This is a genomic window from Escherichia sp. WS1152 (assembly GCF_046487665.1).
GTDB lineage: Bacteria > Pseudomonadota > Gammaproteobacteria > Enterobacterales > Enterobacteriaceae > Escherichia > Escherichia coli.
On sequence record NZ_JBJQJA010000004.1, the window covers coordinates 1 to 21,838 of the forward strand.

Annotated in this window: 14 protein-coding genes and 3 pseudogenes; 7 read left to right on the top strand and 10 right to left on the bottom strand. The window is 48.5% G+C overall.

Annotated features, from left to right (window positions below):
* Positions 1 to 154: 154 nt before the first annotated feature.
* From ACJHW7_RS07970 to lsrR, 9 genes and pseudogenes are all read right to left on the bottom strand, one after another.
* Positions 155 to 901: pseudogene (locus tag ACJHW7_RS07970) on the bottom strand (FimD/PapC N-terminal domain-containing protein); the annotation flags it as partial.
* A gap of 41 nt (positions 902 to 942) precedes the next feature.
* A complete protein-coding gene (locus ACJHW7_RS07975; protein ID WP_001195166.1) occupies positions 943 to 1,653 on the bottom strand; it encodes a fimbria/pilus periplasmic chaperone in 711 nt (236 codons plus the stop codon).
* A gap of 360 nt (positions 1,654 to 2,013) precedes the next feature.
* A complete protein-coding gene (gene fimA / locus ACJHW7_RS07980; RefSeq protein WP_001296758.1) occupies positions 2,014 to 2,577 on the bottom strand; it encodes a type 1 fimbrial major subunit FimA in 564 nt (187 codons plus the stop codon).
* A 433-nt stretch (positions 2,578 to 3,010) separates the two neighbouring features.
* Positions 3,011 to 3,219, bottom strand: a pseudogene (locus ACJHW7_RS07985) (helix-turn-helix domain-containing protein); the annotation flags it as partial.
* A gap of 311 nt (positions 3,220 to 3,530) precedes the next feature.
* Positions 3,531 to 4,853: a type II toxin-antitoxin system serine/threonine protein kinase toxin HipA gene (gene hipA, locus ACJHW7_RS07990; RefSeq protein ID WP_001125463.1), complete on the bottom strand. Its 1,323-nt coding sequence runs from the start codon at positions 4,851 to 4,853 to the stop codon at positions 3,531 to 3,533.
* Entirely contained in the window at positions 4,853 to 5,119 is a 267-nt protein-coding gene (gene hipB, locus ACJHW7_RS07995; RefSeq protein ID WP_001296726.1) for a type II toxin-antitoxin system antitoxin HipB, read from the bottom strand. The genes hipA and hipB overlap by 1 nt, the downstream gene beginning before the upstream one ends.
* A 208-nt stretch (positions 5,120 to 5,327) precedes the next feature.
* Positions 5,328 to 10,749 (bottom strand): annotated as a pseudogene (locus ACJHW7_RS08000) (ECSE_1600 family autotransporter).
* 530 nt (positions 10,750 to 11,279) lie between these two features.
* Positions 11,280 to 12,872 carry an autoinducer-2 kinase gene (gene lsrK / locus ACJHW7_RS08005; protein ID WP_000113145.1) on the bottom strand — a complete coding sequence of 531 codons (1,593 nt, stop codon included), beginning with the start codon at positions 12,870 to 12,872 and terminating at the stop codon, positions 11,280 to 11,282.
* Between the two features lie 78 nt (positions 12,873 to 12,950).
* A complete protein-coding gene (gene lsrR / locus ACJHW7_RS08010; RefSeq protein ID WP_000154352.1) occupies positions 12,951 to 13,904 on the bottom strand; it encodes a transcriptional regulator LsrR in 954 nt (317 codons plus the stop codon).
* Between the two features lie 248 nt (positions 13,905 to 14,152).
* Between lsrR and lsrA the strand changes: the two genes are divergently transcribed.
* The 7 genes from lsrA to tam are packed head-to-tail and all read left to right on the top strand — an operon-like array spanning position 14,153 to position 20,767.
* Positions 14,153 to 15,688: an autoinducer 2 ABC transporter ATP-binding protein LsrA gene (gene lsrA / locus ACJHW7_RS08015; RefSeq protein ID WP_001194894.1), complete on the top strand. Its 1,536-nt coding sequence runs from the start codon at positions 14,153 to 14,155 to the stop codon at positions 15,686 to 15,688.
* The gene (lsrC, locus tag ACJHW7_RS08020; protein ID WP_000911171.1) at positions 15,682 to 16,710 is read left to right on the top strand and encodes an autoinducer 2 ABC transporter permease LsrC; all 1,029 of its coding nucleotides are present in this window, start codon (positions 15,682 to 15,684) and stop codon (positions 16,708 to 16,710) included. Before lsrA ends, lsrC begins: the two co-directional genes overlap by 7 nt.
* Complete coding sequence (gene lsrD, locus ACJHW7_RS08025; protein ID WP_001222721.1) at positions 16,710 to 17,702, top strand: autoinducer 2 ABC transporter permease LsrD; 993 nt, start codon at positions 16,710 to 16,712, stop codon at positions 17,700 to 17,702. Before lsrC ends, lsrD begins: the two co-directional genes overlap by 1 nt.
* Positions 17,703 to 17,713: 11 nt before the next feature.
* Entirely contained in the window at positions 17,714 to 18,736 is a 1,023-nt protein-coding gene (lsrB, locus tag ACJHW7_RS08030) for an autoinducer 2 ABC transporter substrate-binding protein LsrB (protein ID WP_000172455.1), read from the top strand.
* Positions 18,737 to 18,762: 26 nt separating this feature from the next.
* The gene (gene lsrF, locus ACJHW7_RS08035; RefSeq protein ID WP_000774169.1) at positions 18,763 to 19,638 is read left to right on the top strand and encodes a 3-hydroxy-5-phosphonooxypentane-2,4-dione thiolase; all 876 of its coding nucleotides are present in this window, start codon (positions 18,763 to 18,765) and stop codon (positions 19,636 to 19,638) included.
* A 23-nt stretch (positions 19,639 to 19,661) separates the two neighbouring features.
* Entirely contained in the window at positions 19,662 to 19,952 is a 291-nt protein-coding gene (gene lsrG, locus ACJHW7_RS08040; RefSeq protein WP_000558527.1) for a (4S)-4-hydroxy-5-phosphonooxypentane-2,3-dione isomerase, read from the top strand.
* 56 nt (positions 19,953 to 20,008) lie between these two features.
* Positions 20,009 to 20,767, top strand: coding sequence for a trans-aconitate 2-methyltransferase (gene tam / locus ACJHW7_RS08045; protein WP_001286556.1), 759 nt, complete (start codon positions 20,009 to 20,011; stop codon positions 20,765 to 20,767).
* Positions 20,768 to 20,770: 3 nt separating this feature from the next.
* Here tam and ACJHW7_RS08050 read toward each other — a convergent pair whose 3' ends face one another.
* Positions 20,771 to 21,685 (bottom strand): bestrophin family protein, encoded by a 915-nt coding sequence (locus ACJHW7_RS08050; protein WP_000637082.1) that lies wholly within the window; start codon positions 21,683 to 21,685, stop codon positions 20,771 to 20,773.
* Between the last annotated feature and the right edge of the window lie 153 nt (positions 21,686 to 21,838).

Consider the following 21,838-nt stretch of genomic DNA (forward strand, 5'->3'; position numbering starts at 1 on the left):
AATAGCGATCTTTTCCTGTGTAGTACGCCGTCTGCGTTTCTCCGGTCCTAAGACATCAATCATCTGCTCTCCAATGACTAGTCTAAAAACTAGTATTAAGACTATCACTTAAATAAGTGATATTGGTTGTCTGGAGATTCAGGGGGCCAGTCTACTGCCATTTATTGCTGTCAGATGAATTGCTACTCCCACTGTTATAACTCCACGTTGAGTTATCGCGTAGTCGCCAACTACCAATGTTGATGCCACTCTGTAAATTCAAATATGCATAGTTTGATTTTCCTGCATTATGGTTACTACGATTATTAATAGAATTACCATTAAAACTATAGTTTAGAAGCCCAGCATTTATTCCTTCTTCCCACAGATCAGGAGAAACATAGCCGCGAGCCATTCTGCCAACATAAATTTGCGGAACGGAGAGTGACAAATGTTGCTGACCAACATCAAACTCAGTTGATGCGTCGGCCAAACGATCCTGAAGTGGTGTGCATGCGCTGTTGTCCGGCACATGTTTTTCTGCCGAATGTTCTTTATTGTCTAATAACGCTATTTTTTTTATACCAAGACTGACAAGAAGATCTGTACTCAGGCATGGGATGAGTTCTGCGTTATTATCATCTGCAATAAAAGTAATATCCCGACTAGTCATAAATTCGTCGTTCAAATAAATGTCGACCCGATATGTACCAGGTGGTGCCTCGCGTCCCTTAGTAAAGGCGGATAAATCGACAGATTCAGCAAGATCATTGCTTAAAAACCGTGGATTAAAATAATACTCTGCGTCAACGGGAAATACCGCAGTTGCTAAGCCAAGGGCAATGGTAAGCCGTGCAAAGCGAGGCATTATTAACACCTGATGCATACGATATGCCTTAAATGCGGCACGAAAGGCTGTCATTATTAATTCCGATTGAGTTTATTATTAATTAGGTCACTGGCTTACTGCATGGTTGCCTTAATACGCGGAGTTAATGCACCGTAATCATTGATCGTCTGAAAACTGATATCCCCGGTTGCAGCATGCGTGATATCCACCGATACTTCACCTTTTGGCGGCACCATGGTGTTTGGGAGATTGCTATTTCCTGCTTTCATATTTGTTACGGTAATGAAATAGGGCGTTGGATTAATAAGCGTGAGTTTGCTACCGCTGCGACGAAACCGAAGCATTGCAGGCGCTTCTTCAGGTGCCATTGCCAGGTTCGTGGGGCGATAAAACATTTTTATGCGGCTAATAATTGCCAGCTGTAATGTATTCTCATTCTTCTGGTCTTTTTCCATAGCAGGAATAGCTTTAACATTCACCCAGAACAGGCTTTCACGGTCGCCTGGTAACTGATGATTAGTAGCGTTGATTATCCGCAGCGTATTCTCTTTTTTACCTTGCATGGAAAAAAGCGGTGGGGTAATGACAAACTGGGTGTCTTTTTGGTCACCTGCATTTTCTATCCATGACTGAATGAGATAGACACTGGCAGGATCATTATTCGTGACAGGCAATAAAACCTGTTTCTGGTTTGCCGGATAAATTACCCGCGTCGCACCCAGTGCGACAGCTGCGTTGGCAACGGTGCTATGGCAAGCAAAGAGCAATAAAAGTAACACTGTCGCCATAAAGGAAATAGAGTAGGGGGTACGCGTAGTTTGCATCTGATGCATTCTCCATGTGTTAAGAGGATAAGCGGGAAAACCGTTACATCAGACAATCGATTAATGTTGCTAATACATTGGCGAGTCGCCGGGTTTCCAGACTTAATGCGTTTGTAATAAATGTTGGTTCTCTTTTAATAGGAAAACCTTGCTACAAAGTAAATATTTTAAATAACAGTAAGTTTAACTACTGTTGTTTATTGATAGTTTAGATATTATGTGATTTTTCATAGCGCTCCAAATACAAACCATTTCTCATTAAAAATGAGATGAATATTGGTAAATCGCTCGGGTGTGCGTAGCCATGCCACACACACCCTGTTTCAATTTCAGATGACGTATAGCCACCTTAAGATTGAATTATAGATATTGAACTTTGAAGGTCGCATCAGCGTTTGCAGTACCAGCTACGGACTGCCCGAGAGCAATATAACGAGCCTGGAATGGCAGTATATTCGTGCCATCAATCAAGTCGGTTTTAGCACTAAAAGTGGCCCCATCAAGTATTAATACCTCACCCGTACGGTCCAAAATTTGAATACCGACATTTTGGGCAGAGCCTGCCGCTGAACTCTGCAGCGCTAACGTATCGTCATTACTGGTGACAGTAGTACCCAGGAATGCAACAGCTGCATTACTGGAAACATTGGTATCACAATCATTCAGCTTGATATTGAAGCCAACGGCGGAGCTGAGGTCACCCGCTTTAGCCAGGCGAGAAGAACGAACCTGACCCAGCTCAACCGTTTGGTTCATTGATTCTGAATCAATTGCACAAGCGGCATTTACCACTTCACCTTTAAAATGAATAACACCGCCATTAACAGTGGTCGTTACTGATTCATCACCCTCGGCTGCGCTTACCGCAGCAGACGACATCGCCAACACAGAAACGACAATCATACCAACATGTTTGAGTTTCATAATTCTCCAAAATTTATATTTAAGTAGCTGAATAAAGAGAGTTAACAATTAAGTCATTCTGTTATTGCTTATAAAACAAGAATCATTCTTGATTGGTTGTTGCCCTGAGAATATAGTTTCCAGGGTTATTACATTTCACGAAGAACGATAATATCTTTAAATCACAAGGACACCTAATCACAACAAGTTTATTGCTGCACTTGTTGAAGAGAGTATTTGCAAAAACATTTTATGTCGCTAAATAACATGACGATTTCATTATGCATGTTATTTATAAACCGTGACTAAACAGAATATTATTGCGAACAAGGGAAGTGTCAGGAAAGGTCAAGGGCTACTAATGGTTAATATGGCTATAAATCATTAGCTATGGTTAATGTTTGCTTGCTGAAACTAACACCGAATTGCTCTAAACAGATAAGTGCAGGGTTTATTAAAGCTGACCGACAGACTTTCTTAACCTGGTAATATCTCTCTTGGGTGACTCTCCAAACATCCGCGAATATTCCCGACTGAAATGGGATAGCTTTCGTAACCGACAGCATAGGCTGCTGTGGTGACATCGTAATGTTCATTCAGCATCGGTCGCCTGACTTCATTGAGACGTAGCCATTTCTGATACCGGAGTGGACTCATTCCCGCTTGATCCGTCCTTAAATAAGTAACAGCACCCTCTGGTGTTTTCGTATGCAGTGTCTATGCGACAGACACTGCGCTCTTAGCATGGGGCAGGGAATAACCAGGCTATTTCTCCATGCACAGGCCAATTATGAAAGAGGAGAGGCTTAAGTTCTTGAACCCTGAACGAATAACGACTACCAGAAAAGCACTTCGCATCACTCAGACATGATTTAACATAATATACATTATGCGCACCAGTATAAACCAAGGAAGAATCCAGTCGTTGGCGGTCATGATTGTCGTGCTCATTAACAACGACCAAACCCCATATCTCACTTACTACCGTATTCTCGGCTTAACCGTCCATGCAACCTCAACACATTGGTTTCAACTGCCGTCACCACGTTCTCCGGAAAATCTGTCGGTAATGAAGTCTTCACGTTATCCAGTGCTGCCGGAATCATTCTGGCAAAGTCACTTAGGATTTCATGCATCTGCACTTCCGGGAATCTCAGCACCTTTGCTGTCGCCAAAAAATGTCGCGGATAAATTTTATCGATTGCCGTTTTTTTGCCTTTGGATGCGTTAAGCCCCATTGCCAGTTTGAGATCGCTGATGTGTATTCCCGTACCGCCAAGGACCGGAAATGCTGAAATGATGTCGTAAAATGGCGTGAGTCGATAACTGCCGCCAGCCTGAATAAATACGGAGAAGTTTTTTGCATGGCCATCCGTTGCGCCAATCAACCACTGGAAGACCTGGAATTTCATAAAATCATAACGATCGCGAAGCGCCTCGCTGGACCCCATCAAAAACGCCATGATCCGCGCGATGCCTGGGCCTCCATCTGATTCATATTTCACAGATGAAGGTAAACCGAATGTCTGACACATATCCTCCTGTGGCAAGCGAAGTAAAACCGTTCGCTCAGTATTCCAACGCCTGTCAAAACGTTCGACCGCTAACGCGCGCACCCTTCCCGCTTTAATGATTTCTGCGTCCGGAACATTCAACCCAAGTTCTTTCGCCAGCAGCAGACAGTAATACTCATTATCAACGCTTTGGCTGAGATCGAGCGTCGCATTGGGCTGCCTGATTTCGCCAATCGGTAATTTAATGATGTGCGTCGTCGGCGTTATTCCTTTCGGAATGCACCAGTCATTGCCTATTCTAAGCAGCGCTGTCTTCTCCTGCGCGCCAGCAACCGAGATGCGAAAGTCATTTTCTTCTCTAATCATGCCCAGAGGGATATCTGCTTTATAAGCCGTTAATACTTCTTCAAGCCTGGCTTCAGTAAGCTTTTCCCATGCCATTATCGGGCGCGTTATGGTTTCATTTTCGGGTAATAACGTTACGGCACCAACGCTGTCTCGCCCTATTTCTGACAATAAATCAAACGGTTGTCTGGATTTAGCATGATAACGTTTAACGATCCGGTCACGTACAATCGGGCTATCGGGTAACAGGTTATCGAAGAAGTTAAATACGGCATCTGAGGTGATATTCCCCCTCTGCAATGGCAGCGAAAGTGACAACGGTCTGGCATAACGGCTGGCTAACCACTCCGGTGCATACTTAAAGGTGTGCGCGCCGTTGGCTAACTTCGTTAACTCGCCTACCCGCTGGTTGTTCATCCAAGTGACAAGTTTAGGCATTACCACTCCAGATCTTGCTGTTCTGTTGATTCTGGCGAGGCATTTTTCGTGTCGCATAGTGTCATTGAGAGTTCAAGCGACTGTAAAATCTTAAAAAATGTCGTGAGCGTGGTATTGTCAGGGTTGTTTTCGAAATTGGAAATTGTCGCCTGCTTAATGCCAATTTTTTTCGCCAGCTCGCTCTGCGTCCAGCCATTTTGCTGGCGAACCAGTTTCATTGCATTCGCCAATTGCGTTGGGCTATAGATCTTCTGAAAGCTCATCATGTCATACGTCCACAGCAAATTTATCCGCTTAAGGGGATATTATCAGTTTTATCCTTTAGTGAGGATAAAGTCAATCTGGAAACACATCTTATCCGCTGTACGGGATAAACGCTGCGATATCCGCGATCGCGGATAAAAGGGAGGCTTTAAAGCCTTTGAAGTCGGCAATATTAAGCCGCATGCCATCTCGACATGCGGCTTATACGGTTTACCAGCTATATTTCACTCCCAGCATGCCCTGAGTATCGCTATAGCCTTTATCACCTAGTTGCACACCGACATTCCCCCACAGGCTAAGGTTGTTATTTACTTTCGCCTCAACCCCGGTACGTACTTCACCGAGATTACGCGCACCTTCACGGCCTACGGTTTGACCATTCATCTTCACGGCGTAGACTTTGCTGTTGTTGATCCAATTCGCTTCAATGTAAGGCTGGAACTCACGCTGTTTACCATCGTCACGCTGGTGATGGCTGTTCAGGTAGGTTTTCACCCCAAGTCGCGTTTGCACATTTCCGTCGCCTTCCGTTTCAATGCGCGTTCCGTCTTTCCGGGTATGGTCGGAATCTTTCACACCCATCCAGGTGATTTGCGCCTGTGGCTGGACGTACCAGGTATTCAGCGTCTCTTCGCTGCCGCTAAATGTTCCCGCTTCAAAGGTATACCCACCCTCAACAGAGGCCGTCACACCGCGAGAATCATAGTCGTCAGCAGAACGGTTATCGGAACTGACGCTGTTATCAAACCAGTTATACAGCGCCCAGCTGTCAACATAAGCGCCGGTCTTATTCGCATCGTTCTGATACCAGGTCGCGTACAGCCCAGCGCTGTAACCGCTGATGCGCCCATCCGATTTATAACCCACACGATTACTCTGAGTATTACTGTGCTGATTAGCGTAACCTGCCATCACGCCAAGATGCCAGCGATCCTGCGCGTTGCTACTCCACTGCGCCAAATCGCCGCCTAGCTGCAATACATAGCGGTTAGCCTGAGTATTTAGCTGACCGTCACCGGCCCTTGAACGTTCGTGCCCTCCGACATGACGCATCCACATACTGCTTGCCGACCCCTGAGAATGCAGTGAATCTATATACTGCGGCTCACCCAGACGGTCGTGTAAACGATGGCTAAACAGCGAGTTGGCTGCGGCAATGTTGCTGATATAGCTTCCGGCCTCCGGGCGATAAACTGATGGGCCTTCCGGATCCACAACAGGGGGATTATTGATGGGGTCGGGCGTATCCGGTGGCGTTACGCCGTCCCATTTACTGGTCAGATACCAGTTTTTCTCGTCATTCCCCTTCCCTTTAGCCAGCGTGTAGACGTAAGCCCCAGCTTCGACAGTTCCGGTGGTCAGCGCGAAGTTACCTGCAGAATTACCGCCAACCTCAATGAGTTCAATACCGTTGACCGTTTGTGCACCGACGCCGCCAATGTTATCAACCCGAACGCGAGTGTTCCCTTGGGTATCGCCTTTCACGTTCATTTTATCGGTGGGCGAATTATCGCCGCCCAGCGTCGCGTTGAACGTCATCAGGCCATTGTTTCCGGTATAGTTGCCGTTAACGGTCAGTACATTCCCCCGGTTTCCCCCCTTCGCTATTCATTTGAACCGTGCCGCCATTCTCCAGGTTGCCGCCGATTGTGGTTTTAGCGACACGCAGTGTCCCCCCAGGCATAACGTTCACATCACCTGCAGTGGTGACATTTCCCGACATCACACCGCTGTTATGGATATTAATGTGTTGACTTGCCATATTAATGGCAGAGTCGGAACCGAAAGCAATTTCCCCCCCCACGATATCCGTCGTACCCTGATACGCCGCGGAATCGTTGTTAAGAGTCAGGATCCCGGTACCCAGTTTTGTCACATCACCGCTACCGCTGATACTGTGCGTCATCGCCCAGCTACGCTCAGTGGAGATGGTGAGCAGGCCATTATTGATAACGGAAGCATCACCCAGGTTTTTCTGCTCGTTGACGCTGAGCGCGCTGCCTGTATCAATGTTGAATTGCCCCACAAAGCGGCTATTATCGCCATCCAGCTCTACATCTGTCCTGGCGGTTGCGCTCACGATACCCTTCCCGCTTATGCTATTACGCAGTTCGCCAGTCACGTTTTTTAGCGTTAACAGACCGTCATTGGCAATATTTCCTCTGCCTAACCCCTGAGTATTATCGAGGCTGACTTCCGCATTTGGGCTAATGCTGGTTAACGCATTGTAGCGTGCATTAAGCCCCTCGATAGCCAGCGTTCCCCCTGTAACATTCAGATTTCCGCCACCTGTCAGTTCACCCTGACTGATCCCACCTTTATTTACCGTCAGCGCCCCCTCTTTGAACAAAACAGTCGAACCCATCTGCCCGGTGAATGTCTCTACCGTCTGCGTCGATCCATTAAGATCGACGATGGCCGCGTTGCTGATGTTCAGTTCCCGGGTGTTGCCAAGTGCACCATCCGCATCGGTACGTAATGTCCCCATCTGAACGTAGGTTGCCCCCTGATAGTCGTTCTGACCGTTGGAAAGCGAAACCTGTCGCACCGTATTGATTGCCAGATCCCCTTCACCACCGATTTTTGCCGACATATCGGCCGTTGCGCCATAGGCTCCGCCATGTTCGGCTAACGTCAGCTTTTGCCCACCATGGATGTTCAGCGCTTTCAGCCCATAGTTAACGTACAAACCATCACCTGGTGCGGTCGTGAGGCGGAATCCATAATCACCCTCGGCGACCACCGTTCCGTTTTGCGCAATGTGTAACGTTTTGTCCGCTTCCACCTCGTCGCCCTGTAAATCACGTAACGTTAATGAGCCACCCGACCCAATAACCGTTTGCGCCTTCACCAGTTGAACGCCGACATGGCTATCGTCGTGTTCCAGCAAATTGAGCGTCGTCAGAGGGTTATTCGCCATGGGATCATTCCACGGTTTAGGCACGTCGATAAGCACGTCGCCCGTCCCGTTTACCTGATAGTTACGGCCTTTCCAGGTGTAGTCACCCGCGCCGACAACCAGCGTATCGACGCTGATATATCCCTCTGCAAGCGTCGCAGCAGGAATATCCGTATCGAAAATGAGCGTACCGCCATTCATGGCCAGTCCACCAATGGATTGCTCTCCCACTTTTACCGATGTGGTATTTTCACTGTCAGACTGCAACATCGCGTGAGTAAGCGCAGCGGTGTTGTCGCGTTCCAGAGTGAAGGTACTGTCTTTCAGTTGGGCAACACCGGCGAATTCAGTCCCTGTTGCATGGGTAAAGCCAAACATCTTGTCGTAGGATGACAGCTGCACTCGCATCAAGCCATCGCCTTTGAGCGCATTGGTCAGCGTGTAATCTCCTGCACTGTTCGTTGATGCGAGAATGTCGAGCGTACCGGGGCTTGCAATGGTGACTTCACTCGAACCCATGCCCGTTACCCCATCTGCCGTATGAGACGCAATGGTCAGGAGGCCGTCATTGACCAGCGTTTTACCGCTATAAGTATTCCCTGCATTGAACACCGTATGGCCTGCATCATGGATCACTTTTCCGTCTTTATCGTCACCTGTAATCAGCATATCGACCTGGTAGCCGGCATCACTGTTATTAGTATGATTAAAGACAAAAACACCTTCGCCAGAACCAAACTCTACTTTCGTCGCGTTGGTTATATACCCGGCATCTGCCGCCGCCTCACCGTGAGCTGCACCAATGTTTAGCGTTCCTACAGCAGGTTCAAAAACACCTAAGTAAACTTCTCCACCTTCGACATTCAGCGTGCCGCTATTCGTCAGGGTTAACGTACCCGTACCAGATGTCCCTACGTACATATTGAATGTTTCAAGAAGAGAGTTCTGCCCATCCACCCTCACGTCGCCCTTACTTTTGTCATTGAGAGCTATCTGTGTATCACGCGCTTTAACTATACCTCCGGTGGTAATATTCAGTTCACCCTTGCCTAATACACCGACCTGTAGCAATTGTGCGTTAGTAGATGATGTCTTTAAATTCCAGAGACTGTCCGTTGAAATATTAACTATCCCCTTACCGGAGGCATTTCCTCCGATAAATCCATAGCCCGTTGAATTAAGGGTGGCACCATTACTGACATTTACGATACCGCTACCAAAATTACCGACATTGATACCCACAGTATCGAACGATGATGTCGCATCCATCAGGTTCAGTGTGCCGATACCGCTTGCTTTATCGCCCAAAAAAGTAATATTTTGCGATACGAACTTACCGCCATCGCTAATATTGAGGTTTCCGACGCCCGCAACACCAATGGTGGTATAGACATTCTTATTGACCTCCCACATCCCCCCCGTGGTGATGCTGACATTCCCGACGCCGGTTTCTCCATAACCGAGTGAGCTTCCTCCGTTGCTGACAACAAGCCCTTCATTACTGATATTCATTTCGCCGTGGCCGTCATAACCAAGATTAGTTCCGAGATTAGTGATAACGGAGTTCTTATCCTTAACAGTAATGTTGCCTGTGCCTGTTTCTTTCATCCCCGCAGTGATAATTCCCGAATCTACTTTACCTTCACGCGAGACATTAAGTTCACCGTCGCCAGCATCACCGATATAGATATAGCGGAAAGCTTCGCCCGTTCCGAGGAAATTCCAATGCCCTTTATCGGTCACGTTGACGACACCGTGGGAACCGTCCTGAACGCCCACTAATGAATATTCTTTGTTATTAATTAGTCCATTATTGGAAATATTGAGTGTGCCATTACCGAAATATCCATTATAGAGTCTGCGTACCGTGATGACAGAGTCTTGATCCTGCACATTCAGGGTTCCGATACCGGTAGCATTGCCACCGATAATCGTGTTTTCAGCCGTAATCAGTCCACCCTCGCGAATAGTCGCTTCCCCAGTTCCTTGATTACCAATTTGAAATTCAATTGAGGAATCGTTATTTTTTATTAGCCACTCACCGCCCTTTTCAACGACAACCTGGCCATTACTGCCCGCCTGATAGCCTAAAATGGCGACTATTGAACTCGTGACGTAACCCTTATCCGTAATATTTAATGAGCCCGTACCGTAACTCCCTATTTCGAATAATTCGGTCGTCAGAACAGAGTCCTCTCCCTCAACATTGACCGTCCCGACGCCTCCTGTCGAGGAACCTAGTCTTAAATAGCCTCCATCAACGTGACCATTCTGTTTAATATTCAGCGTCCCCGTTCCGGATTGACCCACATTTAAAGGCCTTGCATTATTTCCGCTATCATACAATCGCCAGGTGCCACCCAAAACATTAACGGTGCCCTCTGAGTCCTCATTAGCGCCAATGACGCTGGTAGTAATAGTGGTTAAGGAGGCATTACCGCCAGCCAAAATATTAAGCACTCCAGTGCCATACCAGCCAACCAGGTAGGCATCATAAGCAACATCAGTATCAATATTGGTAATCTGATCATTATCAACTTCCAGACTTGCACCAGACGCTGAACCGCTTAGTGCCAGCAAAACACCCAGCGTCAATCTACTGAATTTCGTTGTCAGTCCAGAGGATTTACGCAAATTAACCGTCGATGTTTTACCTGCCCTGCGAGTTAATTCCGAGCAGGCCTGAAATACCTGTAGAGTGCAATTCCATATCACGCGATAGATTCTATTCATATAAACGCTCCATATACAAACAATACAGCCACGAAAGAGATGAGTCGTCAGACATTAAAAATGAAACTTATTAAATTGTCAGAGGTCTGTATTGAGTGTTAGTTGGAGGTGGGAAGGTGTCAATTTGGCTAATTTGCTAATACTTTCGAATTGATAGATTAAAAAATGCATAGTTCTTATTTTATTTAAAAATGAACTATGAGTTATTGTTGATTAATAAGAAAACTGTTTCTTTCAATAGGAAAATTATCATCATCATATTTAACAAAGAATAGCACTAATTGCTAAAAATCGAAGTTTATTAAACCCCTTTTGCATCCATTAGTGTCTTTAGGAATATTCGTTATAAAATAAGCATTATGCTTAATGCTTTAAGAAAAATAGCAATTTCCCCTTGAATATATTACTGGTGATGGAAGGATGAATCTGCAAGCTGGCATTTAACAAGCCAGTTCTAAAAGAAGGGAAATAAGAATAACTATACTCAAAAACTAACAGCCACGGTCATCATGATGTGGCTGTCAATGAAACTATAACCCAGGCGCTTTCCATAACGACGTCGTCAGTCCATGATCAACCAGCCCCAGCTGATCCTGATAAACTGCCTGCCACTTATCGCGTGAATCCTGATAAAGTTCATGCTTTTCCGGGTCTGGTGTGTGCGTCCGTTCCCAGCGAACCAGGCGTTCTCCGGTTTCTGCCATTGATGAAAAAATTCCGGCACCGACGCCAGCTGCAATGGCACATCCTAATGCAGTGGCTTCTTTGACCACCGGAATATTGACGGGTAATCCCGAGACATCAGCGAGAATTTGACTCCATAATTTCCCTTTTGAACCTCCGCCTGCAAAGACTAACGATGAAGGATGAATATTCGAGAAATCAGCAATTTGCTGCAAGTTACACGCTGATACAATCGCCGCATTTTCTTCCAGCGCACGGAACAATGTCGCTTTGTTACATTTATCCGGGTCAATGGACAAGTTAATAAAGGAAGGCGCAGCGTGATACCAGGTTTTAAAGCGCATTCTGTCGGAGAATATCGGCATTACGCCCCACGACCCAGGCGGCACCCGGCTGGCCATCTCTTCCAACAGAGTATAGGTGTCGATGCCTAGACGTTCGGCAATCAGTTTTTCTTCGGCACAGAAAGCATCGCGGAACCAGCGCATGGTGAGTCCGGTAAAAAAGCTTATAGATTCAGCTTGTACCATGCCAGGAATAACATGGGGATTAACGCGCACGTTCATTTCTGGATCGGTCACCGGCGCGGCTAAGTTTACAACTTGCTGCCAGAATGTGCCGCCAAGAACAGCGGTTTGTGCCGGACGCACAACGCCTAACCCCAGGCAACCAAGCTGCACGTCACCTCCTCCAACGACCACCGGAGTGCCCGCCTTCAGACCGCAGAGTTCCGCCGCTTGTGAACTCACCACACCCAGCAATGTGCCGGTTTCTTTGACAGGAGAAAGAATATCGGCACGCAGGCCAGCCATATCCAGCAATGCAGGTTTCCAGTCACGGGTGGTTAGATCAAGAAGTCCCGTGGTGCCAGCGTTAGAGGGATCCACCGCAAGTTCGCCGCTGAGCATATAGGCCAGCCAGTCGCTGATCATGGTGATGGTTGATGCCTGACGGTAAATATCGGAACGATGGTGCGCCAGCCAAAGTAATCTGGGGATGGCACTTAAAGCCAGTGTTTGTCCGGTCGCGCGATAAACTTCGTTTTCAAAGGTATTGTTGTGCAGTTCTTTAAGTTCGCTAACTTCGCGCGCCGCTCTGGCATCCACATTGGCGCAGGCCCAGATCGGTGTTCCTTCATTGTTATATAAAACAATGCCTTCACGCATCGAACATGCCGAAACGGCAGCGATATACTCCGGGGCTATGCCGGCGTTGTGCAACGCCTGGCGCATACACTCACACGCCAGTTGCCAGTTTTTGTTGAGATCAAATTCCATAGAACCAGGAACGTCCGGTACTGCCAGATGCCGCCACTCCGCCTGTCCCACTGCTATTTGATTGCCTTCCAGGTCGAATATCACAGCCCGAATACTTCCGGTGCCTGCATCCAGCGCCATCAGGTAGTACTTTGATTCTGAAGGGGTAAAGAGTCGAGCCATTAGATTATCCTCGGCTTATGCGTTCTGTCTGTTCCTCTATACGTTCTCCATCATTCCCGGTAATAAGGTCATGCAAATTTAACTACGTAAAATCGCCGCTGCTGTGTCCTGATCGGTAACCAGTGCGTTGATATAACCGCCTTTCATTGCAGCGGCAATTGCTTCGGCTTTATTTTCTCCCCCTGCCACGCCAACCCGGACGGGTATGGTCTTCAGCGCGCTTAAAGGTAAGCCAATCAGTTCGTTATGTATTTTGATATCCGTGACAACGTCACCTTTCGCATCAAAAAAGTAGCCTAAAATGTCGCCAACCGCCCCTTTTCGGCCAATCATTAACTGTTCGCCCTGGCTGATATAACCGGAGCGAATGATTGTCGCGTCGTCTTGTTGACTCACGGCCCCAATGCCGACAATCGCCACATCCGCTGCTTGCGCGGCTAACAGAACATCTTTGACGCAATTTTCATTTTTTAGCGTACGAGCAATGTCAGCGGAGGATGCCCGCAACGGGGCCGGAATAATATTCACACTGCACGCCGCGTTAAGCTGTCCGATACCCGTCATATAAGAACCGACGCCACCGGAGAGCGTGACCAGGCGAATTTGCTGTGACGAAATAAAACCACTTAAGCGTTGCAGCGTATTCATGGTTGCCTCGCCAAAACCAATCGCCAGCATCTGTTGTGGTTGAAGTAAACTCATCAACATATGCGCCGCGCCTATCCCTAGTCGCCCGCCGACATCAGCATCCGCAAGCCCTGGGATCACCCGGACATGTTGCAGCGAAAACTGACGACGTAATTGTGTTTCATATTCCAGACAGCCTTCAAAGCGAGAATTAATCTGTACGCGAATAATGCCGGATTGATGCCCTTTCTCCAGTAATCGCGACACTTTCAAACGGGTCAGGCCGAGACGATCGCTGATCTCACTCTGGGTCAGCCCGTCGTGATAGTAAAACCACGCGATCCGCGCGACCTGTTCTTCTTCACACATTCCCTGTTCTGAAATTACCGAATCGTTGATTGTCATAATTCATTCTTCACTTTGAACATACTTAAATCTTTAATGCAATTGTTCAGTTCTTGCGCATTTATATCTGTGATGGCAACCACAGTTTGACTCTACGAGCATGAACAAACGCAACCGTGAAAATCAAAATAGCATAAATTGTGATCTATTCGTCGGAAATATGTGCAATGTCCACCTAAGGTTATGAACAAATTAAAAGCAGAAATACATTTGTTCAAAACTCACCTGCAAAACTGAACGGGGGAAATATGCAAACGAGTGATACCCGCGCCTTACCGCTACTTTGCGCCCGCTCGGTTTATAAACAGTATTCAGGGGTTAATGTCCTGAAAGGCATCGATTTTACGTTGCATCAGGGGGAGGTCCACGCCCTGCTCGGCGGCAATGGTGCCGGTAAATCGACGTTAATGAAGATTATTGCCGGTATTACCCCTGCTGATAGCGGTACGCTGGAGATTGGGGGCAATAATTACACCAGATTAACGCCAGTTCATGCTCATCAGTTGGGCATTTATCTCGTTCCCCAGGAACCGCTGCTTTTTCCAAGCCTGTCGATAAAAGAAAACATTCTGTTTGGGCTGGCAAAAAAACAACTCTCCATACAGAAAATGAATAACTTGCTGGCGGCGCTGGGCTGCCAGTTTGATCTGCATAGTCTGGCAGGATCGCTGGATGTTGCCGATCGCCAAATGGTGGAAATCCTCCGCGGCCTGATGCGCGACTCGCGGATTCTGATCCTCGATGAACCTACAGCCTCGCTTACCCCTGCCGAAACCGAACGCTTGTTTCGTCGCTTGCAAGAGCTGCTTGCTACTGGCGTGGGTATTGTTTTTATCTCGCATAAGCTGCCGGAAATTCGCCAGATTGCCGATCGAATTAGCGTGATGCGCGACGGAACCATCGCCTTAAGCGGCAAAACCAGCGAACTGTCTACCGATGACATTATTCAGGCCATTACGCCAGCGATACGGGAAAAATCGCTCTCTGCCAGCCAAAAATTATGGCTGGAATTACCTGGCAACCGCCCACAACATGCCGCCGGAACGCCGGTGCTGACACTGGAATATCTGACCGGCGAAGGTTTCAGGAATGTCAGCCTGACGCTCAATGCCGGAGAAATTCTGGGCCTGGCTGGGCTGGTGGGAGCCGGACGCACAGAACTGGCCGAGACGCTCTATGGTCTGCGTACTTTGCGTGGCGGAAGCATTATGCTGAATGGTAAAGAGATCAATAGATTATCCACCGGAGAACGTTTACTGCGCGGTCTGGTTTATCTGCCGGAAGATCGCCAGTCATCCGGACTGAATCTCGATGCTTCACTGGCGTGGAACGTCTGCGCCCTTACTCATAACCTTCGTGGATTCTGGGCGAAAACCGCGAAAGATAATGCCACCCTGGAACGATATCGTCGGGCGCTGAATATTAAATTTAACCAACCGGAACAAGCTGCACGGACATTATCCGGTGGCAACCAGCAAAAAATCCTGATTGCCAAATGCCTGGAAGCCTCGCCGCAAGTATTGATTGTCGATGAGCCGACGCGCGGCGTGGATGTCTCGGCGCGTAATGATATCTACCAACTGTTGCGCAGCATCGCCGCACAGAATGTGGCTGTGCTGCTTATCTCCTCTGATCTCGAAGAGATCGAACTGATGGCAGATCGTGTGTATGTGATGCATCAGGGCGAAATTACCCACTCTGCACTGACCGGGCGCGATATTAATGTCGAGACCATTATGCGCGTTGCCTTCGGCGATAGTCAGCGTCAGGAGGCGTCATGCTGAAGTTTATTCAGAACAACCGTGAAATCACGGCACTGCTGGCGGTGGTGCTGCTGTTTGTATTACCCGGTTTTCTCGACCGCCAGTATTTAAGTGTGCAAACGCTGACCATGGTTTATAGCAGCGCGCAAATCCTGATCCTGCTGGCAATGGGCGCGACGCTGGTAATGCTTACGCGCAATATTGATGTTTCAGTGGGTTCGATTACCGGAATGTGCGCGGTGCTGTTGGGGATGTTACTGAACGCGGGGTATTCACTACCTGTTGCTTGTGTCGCGACTTTACTGCTTGGTTTGCTCGCGGGATTTTTCAACGGTGTCCTGGTCGCGTGGCTAAAGATCCCTGCCATTGTTGCCACTCTTGGCACGTTAGGGTTGTACAGAGGCATCATGTTGCTGTGGACTGGCGGTAAATGGATTGAGGGATTACCCGCCGAACTGAAACAACTCTCCGCCCCGCTGCTGTTTGGCGTTTCCGCGATTGGTTGGTTGACGATAATTCTGGTGGCATTTATGGCCTGGCTGCTGGCAAAGACGGCGTTTGGACGCAGTTTTTATGCCACGGGCGATAATTTACAGGGCGCTCGTCAACTGGGCGTCCGTACGGAAGCCATTCGCATTGTGGCTTTTTCGTTGAACGGTTGCATGGCGGCACTGGCGGGAATTGTGTTTGCTTCGCAGATTGGTTTTATCCCCAACCAGACCGGTACCGGGCTGGAGATGAAAGCAATTGCAGCCTGCGTGCTGGGCGGCATTAGTTTGCTCGGCGGTTCCGGTGCGATCATCGGTGCGGTACTCGGCGCATGGTTCCTGACGCAGATCGATAGCGTACTGGTGCTGTTGCGCATTCCGGCATGGTGGAACGATTTTATCGCGGGCCTCGTGCTGCTAGCGGTGCTGGTGTTTGATGGACGCCTGCGTTGTGCACTGGAACGTAATCTGCGGCGGCAAAAATATGCCCGCTTTATGACGCCACCGCCATCCGTTAAACCCGCTTCGTCAGGTAAAAAACGGGAGGCCGCATAATGCGTATTCGCTACGGTTGGGAACTGGCTCTTGCCGCACTGCTCGTTATTGAGATTGTCGCATTTGGTGCAATTAACCCGCGGATGTTAGATCTCAATATGTTGCTGTTCAGCACCAGTGACTTTATCTGCATTGGCATTGTCGCCCTACCGCTGACGATGGTGATTGTCAGTGGCGGGATCGATATTTCGTTTGGTTCGACCATCGGCCTCTGCGCCATTGCATTGGGCGTACTGTTTCAAAGTGGTGTGCCGATGCCGCTGGCGATACTCCTGACCTTACTGCTCGGCGCATTGTGCGGGCTGATCAACGCCGGATTAATTATCTATACCAAAGTTAACCCGCTGGTGATTACGCTTGGCACGCTGTATCTGTTTGCTGGAAGCGCTCTGCTGCTTTCCGGGATGGCCGGAGCGACGGGGTACGAAGGTATTGGTGGATTCCCGATGGCGTTTACAGATTTCGCTAACCTGGATGTGCTGGGACTCCCCGTTCCGCTGATTATCTTCCTGATATGTCTCCTCGTTTTCTGGCTCTGGCTGCATAAAACCCATGCCGGACGTAATGTGTTTTTGATTGGGCAAAGCCCGCGCGTGGCGCTTTATAGCGCGATTCCAGTTAACCGCACCTTATGTGCGCTCTATGCCATGACGGGGCTGGCGTCTGCGGTCGCCGCTGTGCTGCTGGTATCGTATTTTGGTTCAGCACGTTCCGATCTCGGTGCGTCGTTTCTGATGCCCGCCATCACCGCCGTGGTGCTTGGCGGTGCCAATATTTATGGTGGTTCCGGTTCCATTATCGGCACCGCCATTGCGGTTTTATTAGTGGGATATTTGCAACAAGGTTTGCAAATGGCAGGAGTGCCAAATCAGGTGTCCAGCGCCCTTTCCGGTGCGCTACTTATCGTCGTTGTCGTAGGTCGTTCCGTTAGCCTGCATCGCCAGCAAATTAAAGAGTGGCTGGCGCGTCGGGCCAATAACCCATTGCCATAAAGGATATCTTCATGACACTTCATCGCTTTAAGAAAATCGCCTTACTTAGCGCTCTTGGCATTGCCGCAATCTCTATGAATGTGCAGGCCGCAGAGCGTATTGCATTTATTCCCAAACTGGTTGGCGTGGGATTTTTTACCAGCGGTGGCAACGGCGCACAACAAGCGGGTAAAGAGCTGGGCGTTGATGTGACCTACGACGGGCCGACAGAACCCAGTGTTTCTGGTCAGGTACAGTTGATTAATAACTTCGTCAATCAAGGTTATAACGCCATTATCGTTTCTGCGGTTTCGCCTGATGGCTTGTGTCCGGCACTGAAACGCGCCATGCAACGTGGTGTGAGAGTGCTGACCTGGGACTCTGATACTAAACCGGAGTGCCGCTCTTACTACATTAATCAGGGAACGCCCGCCCAGTTGGGAGGTATATTGGTGGATATGGCGGCGCGTCAGGTGAATAAAGACAAAGCCAAAGTCGCGTTTTTCTACTCAAGCCCCACCGTTACGGACCAAAACCAGTGGGTGAAAGAAGCGAAAGCGAAAATCGCCAAAGAGCATCCTGGCTGGGAAATTGTCACTACGCAGTTTGGCTATAACGATGCCACTAAATCATTACAAACCGCAGAAGGAATATTAAAAGCGTATAGCGATCTCGACGCCATTATCGCCCCCGACGCCAACGCCCTGCCCGCTGCCGCACAAGCCGCAGAAAACCTGAAAAATGACAAAGTTGCGATTGTCGGATTCAGTACGCCAAACGTGATGCGTCCATATGTGGAACGCGGCACGGTGAAAGAATTTGGCCTGTGGGATGTGGTTCAGCAAGGCAAAATTTCAGTGTATGTCGCGGATGCATTATTGAAAAAAGGATCAATGAAAACGGGCGACAAGCTGGATATCCAGGGCGTAGGTCAGGTGGAAGTCTCGCCAAACAGCGTTCAGGGCTATGACTACGAAGCGGATGGTAATGGCATCGTACTGTTACCGGAGCGCGTGATATTCAACAAAGAGAATATCGGCAAATACGATTTCTGATGTGCATTACTTAACCGGAGTAAGTTATGGCAGATTTAGACGATATTAAAGATGGTAAAGATTTTCGTACCGATCAACCGCAACAAAATATCCCTTTTATCCTGAAAGGTTGCGGTGCGCTGGATTGGGGAATGCAGTCACGCTTATCGCGGATATTTAATCCGAAAACGGGTAAAACCGTGATGCTGGCCTTTGACCATGGTTATTTTCAGGGGCCGACTACCGGACTTGAACGCATTGATATAAATATCGCCCCGCTGTTTGAACATGCCGATGTATTAATGTGTACGCGCGGCATTTTGCGCAGCGTAGTTCCCCCGGCGACCAATAAGCCGGTGGTACTGCGGGCGTCAGGTGCGAACTCTATTCTGGCGGAATTAAGTAATGAAGCCGTGGCGTTATCGATGGATGATGCCGTGCGCCTGAACAGTTGCGCGGTGGCGGCGCAGGTTTATATCGGCAGCGAATATGAACATCAGTCGATCAAAAATATTATTCAGCTGGTTGATGCCGGAATGAAAGTGGGAATGCCGACCATGGCCGTGACTGGCGTGGGCAAAGATATGGTGCGCGATCAGCGTTATTTCTCGCTCGCGACTCGAATCGCCGCTGAAATGGGGGCGCAAATTATCAAAACCTATTATGTCGAAAAAGGTTTTGAACGGATTGTTGCCGGATGTCCGGTACCCATTGTTATTGCTGGCGGTAAAAAATTACCGGAGCGCGAGGCGCTGGAAATGTGCTGGCAGGCTATCGATCAGGGCGCTTCTGGTGTGGATATGGGGCGTAATATTTTCCAGTCTGACCATCCGGTGGCGATGATGAAAGCCGTACAGGCGGTGGTTCACCATAACGAAACGGCTGATCGGGCATATGAACTCTATCTGAGTGAAAAACAGTAACTGCGGATTTAAGGAGAAGAATTATGCACGTCACACTGGTTGAAATTAACGTTCATGAAGACAAGGTTGACGAGTTTATCGAAGTTTTTCGCCAGAACCACCTGGGCTCTGTACAGGAAGAAGGTAATTTGCGCTTCGATGTCTTACAGGACCCGGAAGTGAATTCGCGCTTTTATATTTACGAAGCCTATAAAGATGAAGACGCAGTGGCATTCCATAAAACCACGCCTCACTACAAAACCTGTGTCGCGAAACTGGAATCTTTAATGACCGGGCCGCGTAAAAAACGTCTGTTCAATGGGTTGATGCCGTGAGGCGAATTCATCAGTTTTATCTACAATTGGGGTAACGCGCTGACGGGAGTAAATAAATGTCTGACTGGAACCCCTCTTTATATCTGCACTTTGCCGCTGAACGATCGCGTCCGGCGGTGGAGCTGCTTGCCAGAGTACCGCTGGAGAATATCGAATACGTTGCCGATCTTGGCTGTGGCCCAGGTAACAGCACCGCCCTTCTAAACCAACGTTGGCCTGCTGCCAGGATAACAGGCATCGACTCGTCTCCGGCGATGATTGCTGAAGCGCGCAGTGCTTTGCCAGACTGCCAGTTCGTGGAAGCAGACATCCGCAACTGGCAACCGGAACAGGCACTCGATCTGATTTTTGCTAATGCCTCACTGCAATGGCTGCCCGACCACTACGAATTGTTTCCTCACTTGGTTTCTTTACTTAATCCGCAGGGCGTGCTGGCAGTACAGATGCCAGATAACTGGCTGGAGCCGACTCATGTGCTCATGCGCGAAGTTGCCTGGGAACAAAACTACCCGGATCGCGGGCGTGAGTCGTTGGCTGGCATTCATGCTTACTACGATATTTTGAGCGAAGCCGGATGTGAGGTCGATATCTGGCGAACCACTTACTATCACCAGATGCCGTCGCACCAGGCGATTATCGATTGGGTGACCGCCACTGGATTACGTCCGTGGTTACAGGATCTGGCCGAGAGCGAACAGCAGCTTTTTCTTACGCGCTACCATCAGATGCTGGAAGAGCAGTATCCACTGCAAGAGAACGGACAGATACTGCTGGCATTTCCGCGTCTGTTTATTGTTGCCCGCCGTACGGAGTAATTATCACGTCAGCTGGTAATGACGATCGGGAAGAATTTTTGCTGGAATTTCGGCTTCATCGTTCATCTGTAACAGGTCAATTTCAATAGCGTTGCAGATGGCATCCAGCGGTAAATCATTGTTTTCAGTACCGAACGGATCTTCCAATTCTTCCGCCAGACAATCCAGCGAAATAAAAGTGTAGGAAATCAGCACAGAGATAAAAGGCGTCATGTAATGCAGGTCCACGACCAGCGCGAACGGCAGCATGATACAAAACAGATAAACGGTACGATGCAAAATCAGGGTGTAGGCAAAGGGAATTGGCGTGTAGGCAATGCGCTCACAGCCTGCCAGAACCGCTGAAATATCATTAAGCCGATCGTTGAGGCTAATAAACAGGATATCTGAAAGCTGCCCATTGCGGCGCTGAACCGCCAACCACTCCCCCATTATTAACAAGATACGGTTAGCTGGAGAGTTCGAAGCCAGTACAGGCTGAAGATCTTCAGTCTTGAGATAATGAGCCAGCACTTCCGCCTGTGGCTGTTTGCGTAATGTCATGCGTAAACAGTGGGCGAAGGCGATTTGCAACCGGGCAAACTCCCTTACACTTGCCGAATCCGGCAATGTCGTTTTTACCTCGCGCAGTAACGACCGTGAGGCAATCATCAACTGCCCCCAAAGTTTTCGCGCTTCAACGTAACGGGCGTACCCGGCATTATTACGAAAACCAAGAAAAATGGCGATGGCGACACCGAGAATGCTGAACGGTGCGAGGGTGAATTTGATGCCCAGATGCGTGTACCAGGGCAGCATGAAAATAACAGCGATAGAAAAGAGAAAATTGAGTAGTAAGCGCGATGATATCTTGGATAATACTGAGCCGTGCCAGACAAAAATACGGCGCAGCCAGTGTTGTTGTGGACGAACAATCATGGTTATCTTCAGGCGTGAAAAAGTCGCCCTATTAAACGTGATTACGATCACATTCTCAAGACGCTACTTACAAATTACCTACAAGCTTACAACATTAACAGGCGCTGCATGTGGCATCTGTTAATGATAAAGGCACATAGGATGTTGTAACTA

Excerpts from the sequence above, each read along its gene's own strand:
- lsrB (WP_000172455.1), top strand. The coding sequence starts at position 17,714 with ATGACACTTCATCGCTTTAAGAAAATCGCCTTACTTAGCGCTCTTGGC.
- hipB (WP_001296726.1), bottom strand. The coding sequence starts at position 5,119 with ATGATGAGCTTTCAGAAGATCTATAGCCCAACGCAATTGGCGAATGCA.
- hipA (WP_001125463.1), bottom strand. The coding sequence starts at position 4,853 with ATGCCTAAACTTGTCACTTGGATGAACAACCAGCGGGTAGGCGAGTTA.
- lsrC (WP_000911171.1), top strand. The coding sequence starts at position 15,682 with ATGCTGAAGTTTATTCAGAACAACCGTGAAATCACGGCACTGCTGGCG.
- lsrR (WP_000154352.1), bottom strand. The coding sequence starts at position 13,904 with ATGACAATCAACGATTCGGTAATTTCAGAACAGGGAATGTGTGAAGAA.
- lsrK (WP_000113145.1), bottom strand. The coding sequence starts at position 12,872 with ATGGCTCGACTCTTTACCCCTTCAGAATCAAAGTACTACCTGATGGCG.
- fimA (WP_001296758.1), bottom strand. The coding sequence starts at position 2,577 with ATGAAACTCAAACATGTTGGTATGATTGTCGTTTCTGTGTTGGCGATG.
- lsrA (WP_001194894.1), top strand. The coding sequence starts at position 14,153 with ATGCAAACGAGTGATACCCGCGCCTTACCGCTACTTTGCGCCCGCTCG.
- lsrG (WP_000558527.1), top strand. The coding sequence starts at position 19,662 with ATGCACGTCACACTGGTTGAAATTAACGTTCATGAAGACAAGGTTGAC.
- lsrF (WP_000774169.1), top strand. The coding sequence starts at position 18,763 with ATGGCAGATTTAGACGATATTAAAGATGGTAAAGATTTTCGTACCGAT.
- tam (WP_001286556.1), top strand. The coding sequence starts at position 20,009 with ATGTCTGACTGGAACCCCTCTTTATATCTGCACTTTGCCGCTGAACGA.
- ACJHW7_RS07975 (WP_001195166.1), bottom strand. The coding sequence starts at position 1,653 with ATGCAAACTACGCGTACCCCCTACTCTATTTCCTTTATGGCGACAGTG.
- lsrD (WP_001222721.1), top strand. The coding sequence starts at position 16,710 with ATGCGTATTCGCTACGGTTGGGAACTGGCTCTTGCCGCACTGCTCGTT.
- ACJHW7_RS08050 (WP_000637082.1), bottom strand. The coding sequence starts at position 21,685 with ATGATTGTTCGTCCACAACAACACTGGCTGCGCCGTATTTTTGTCTGG.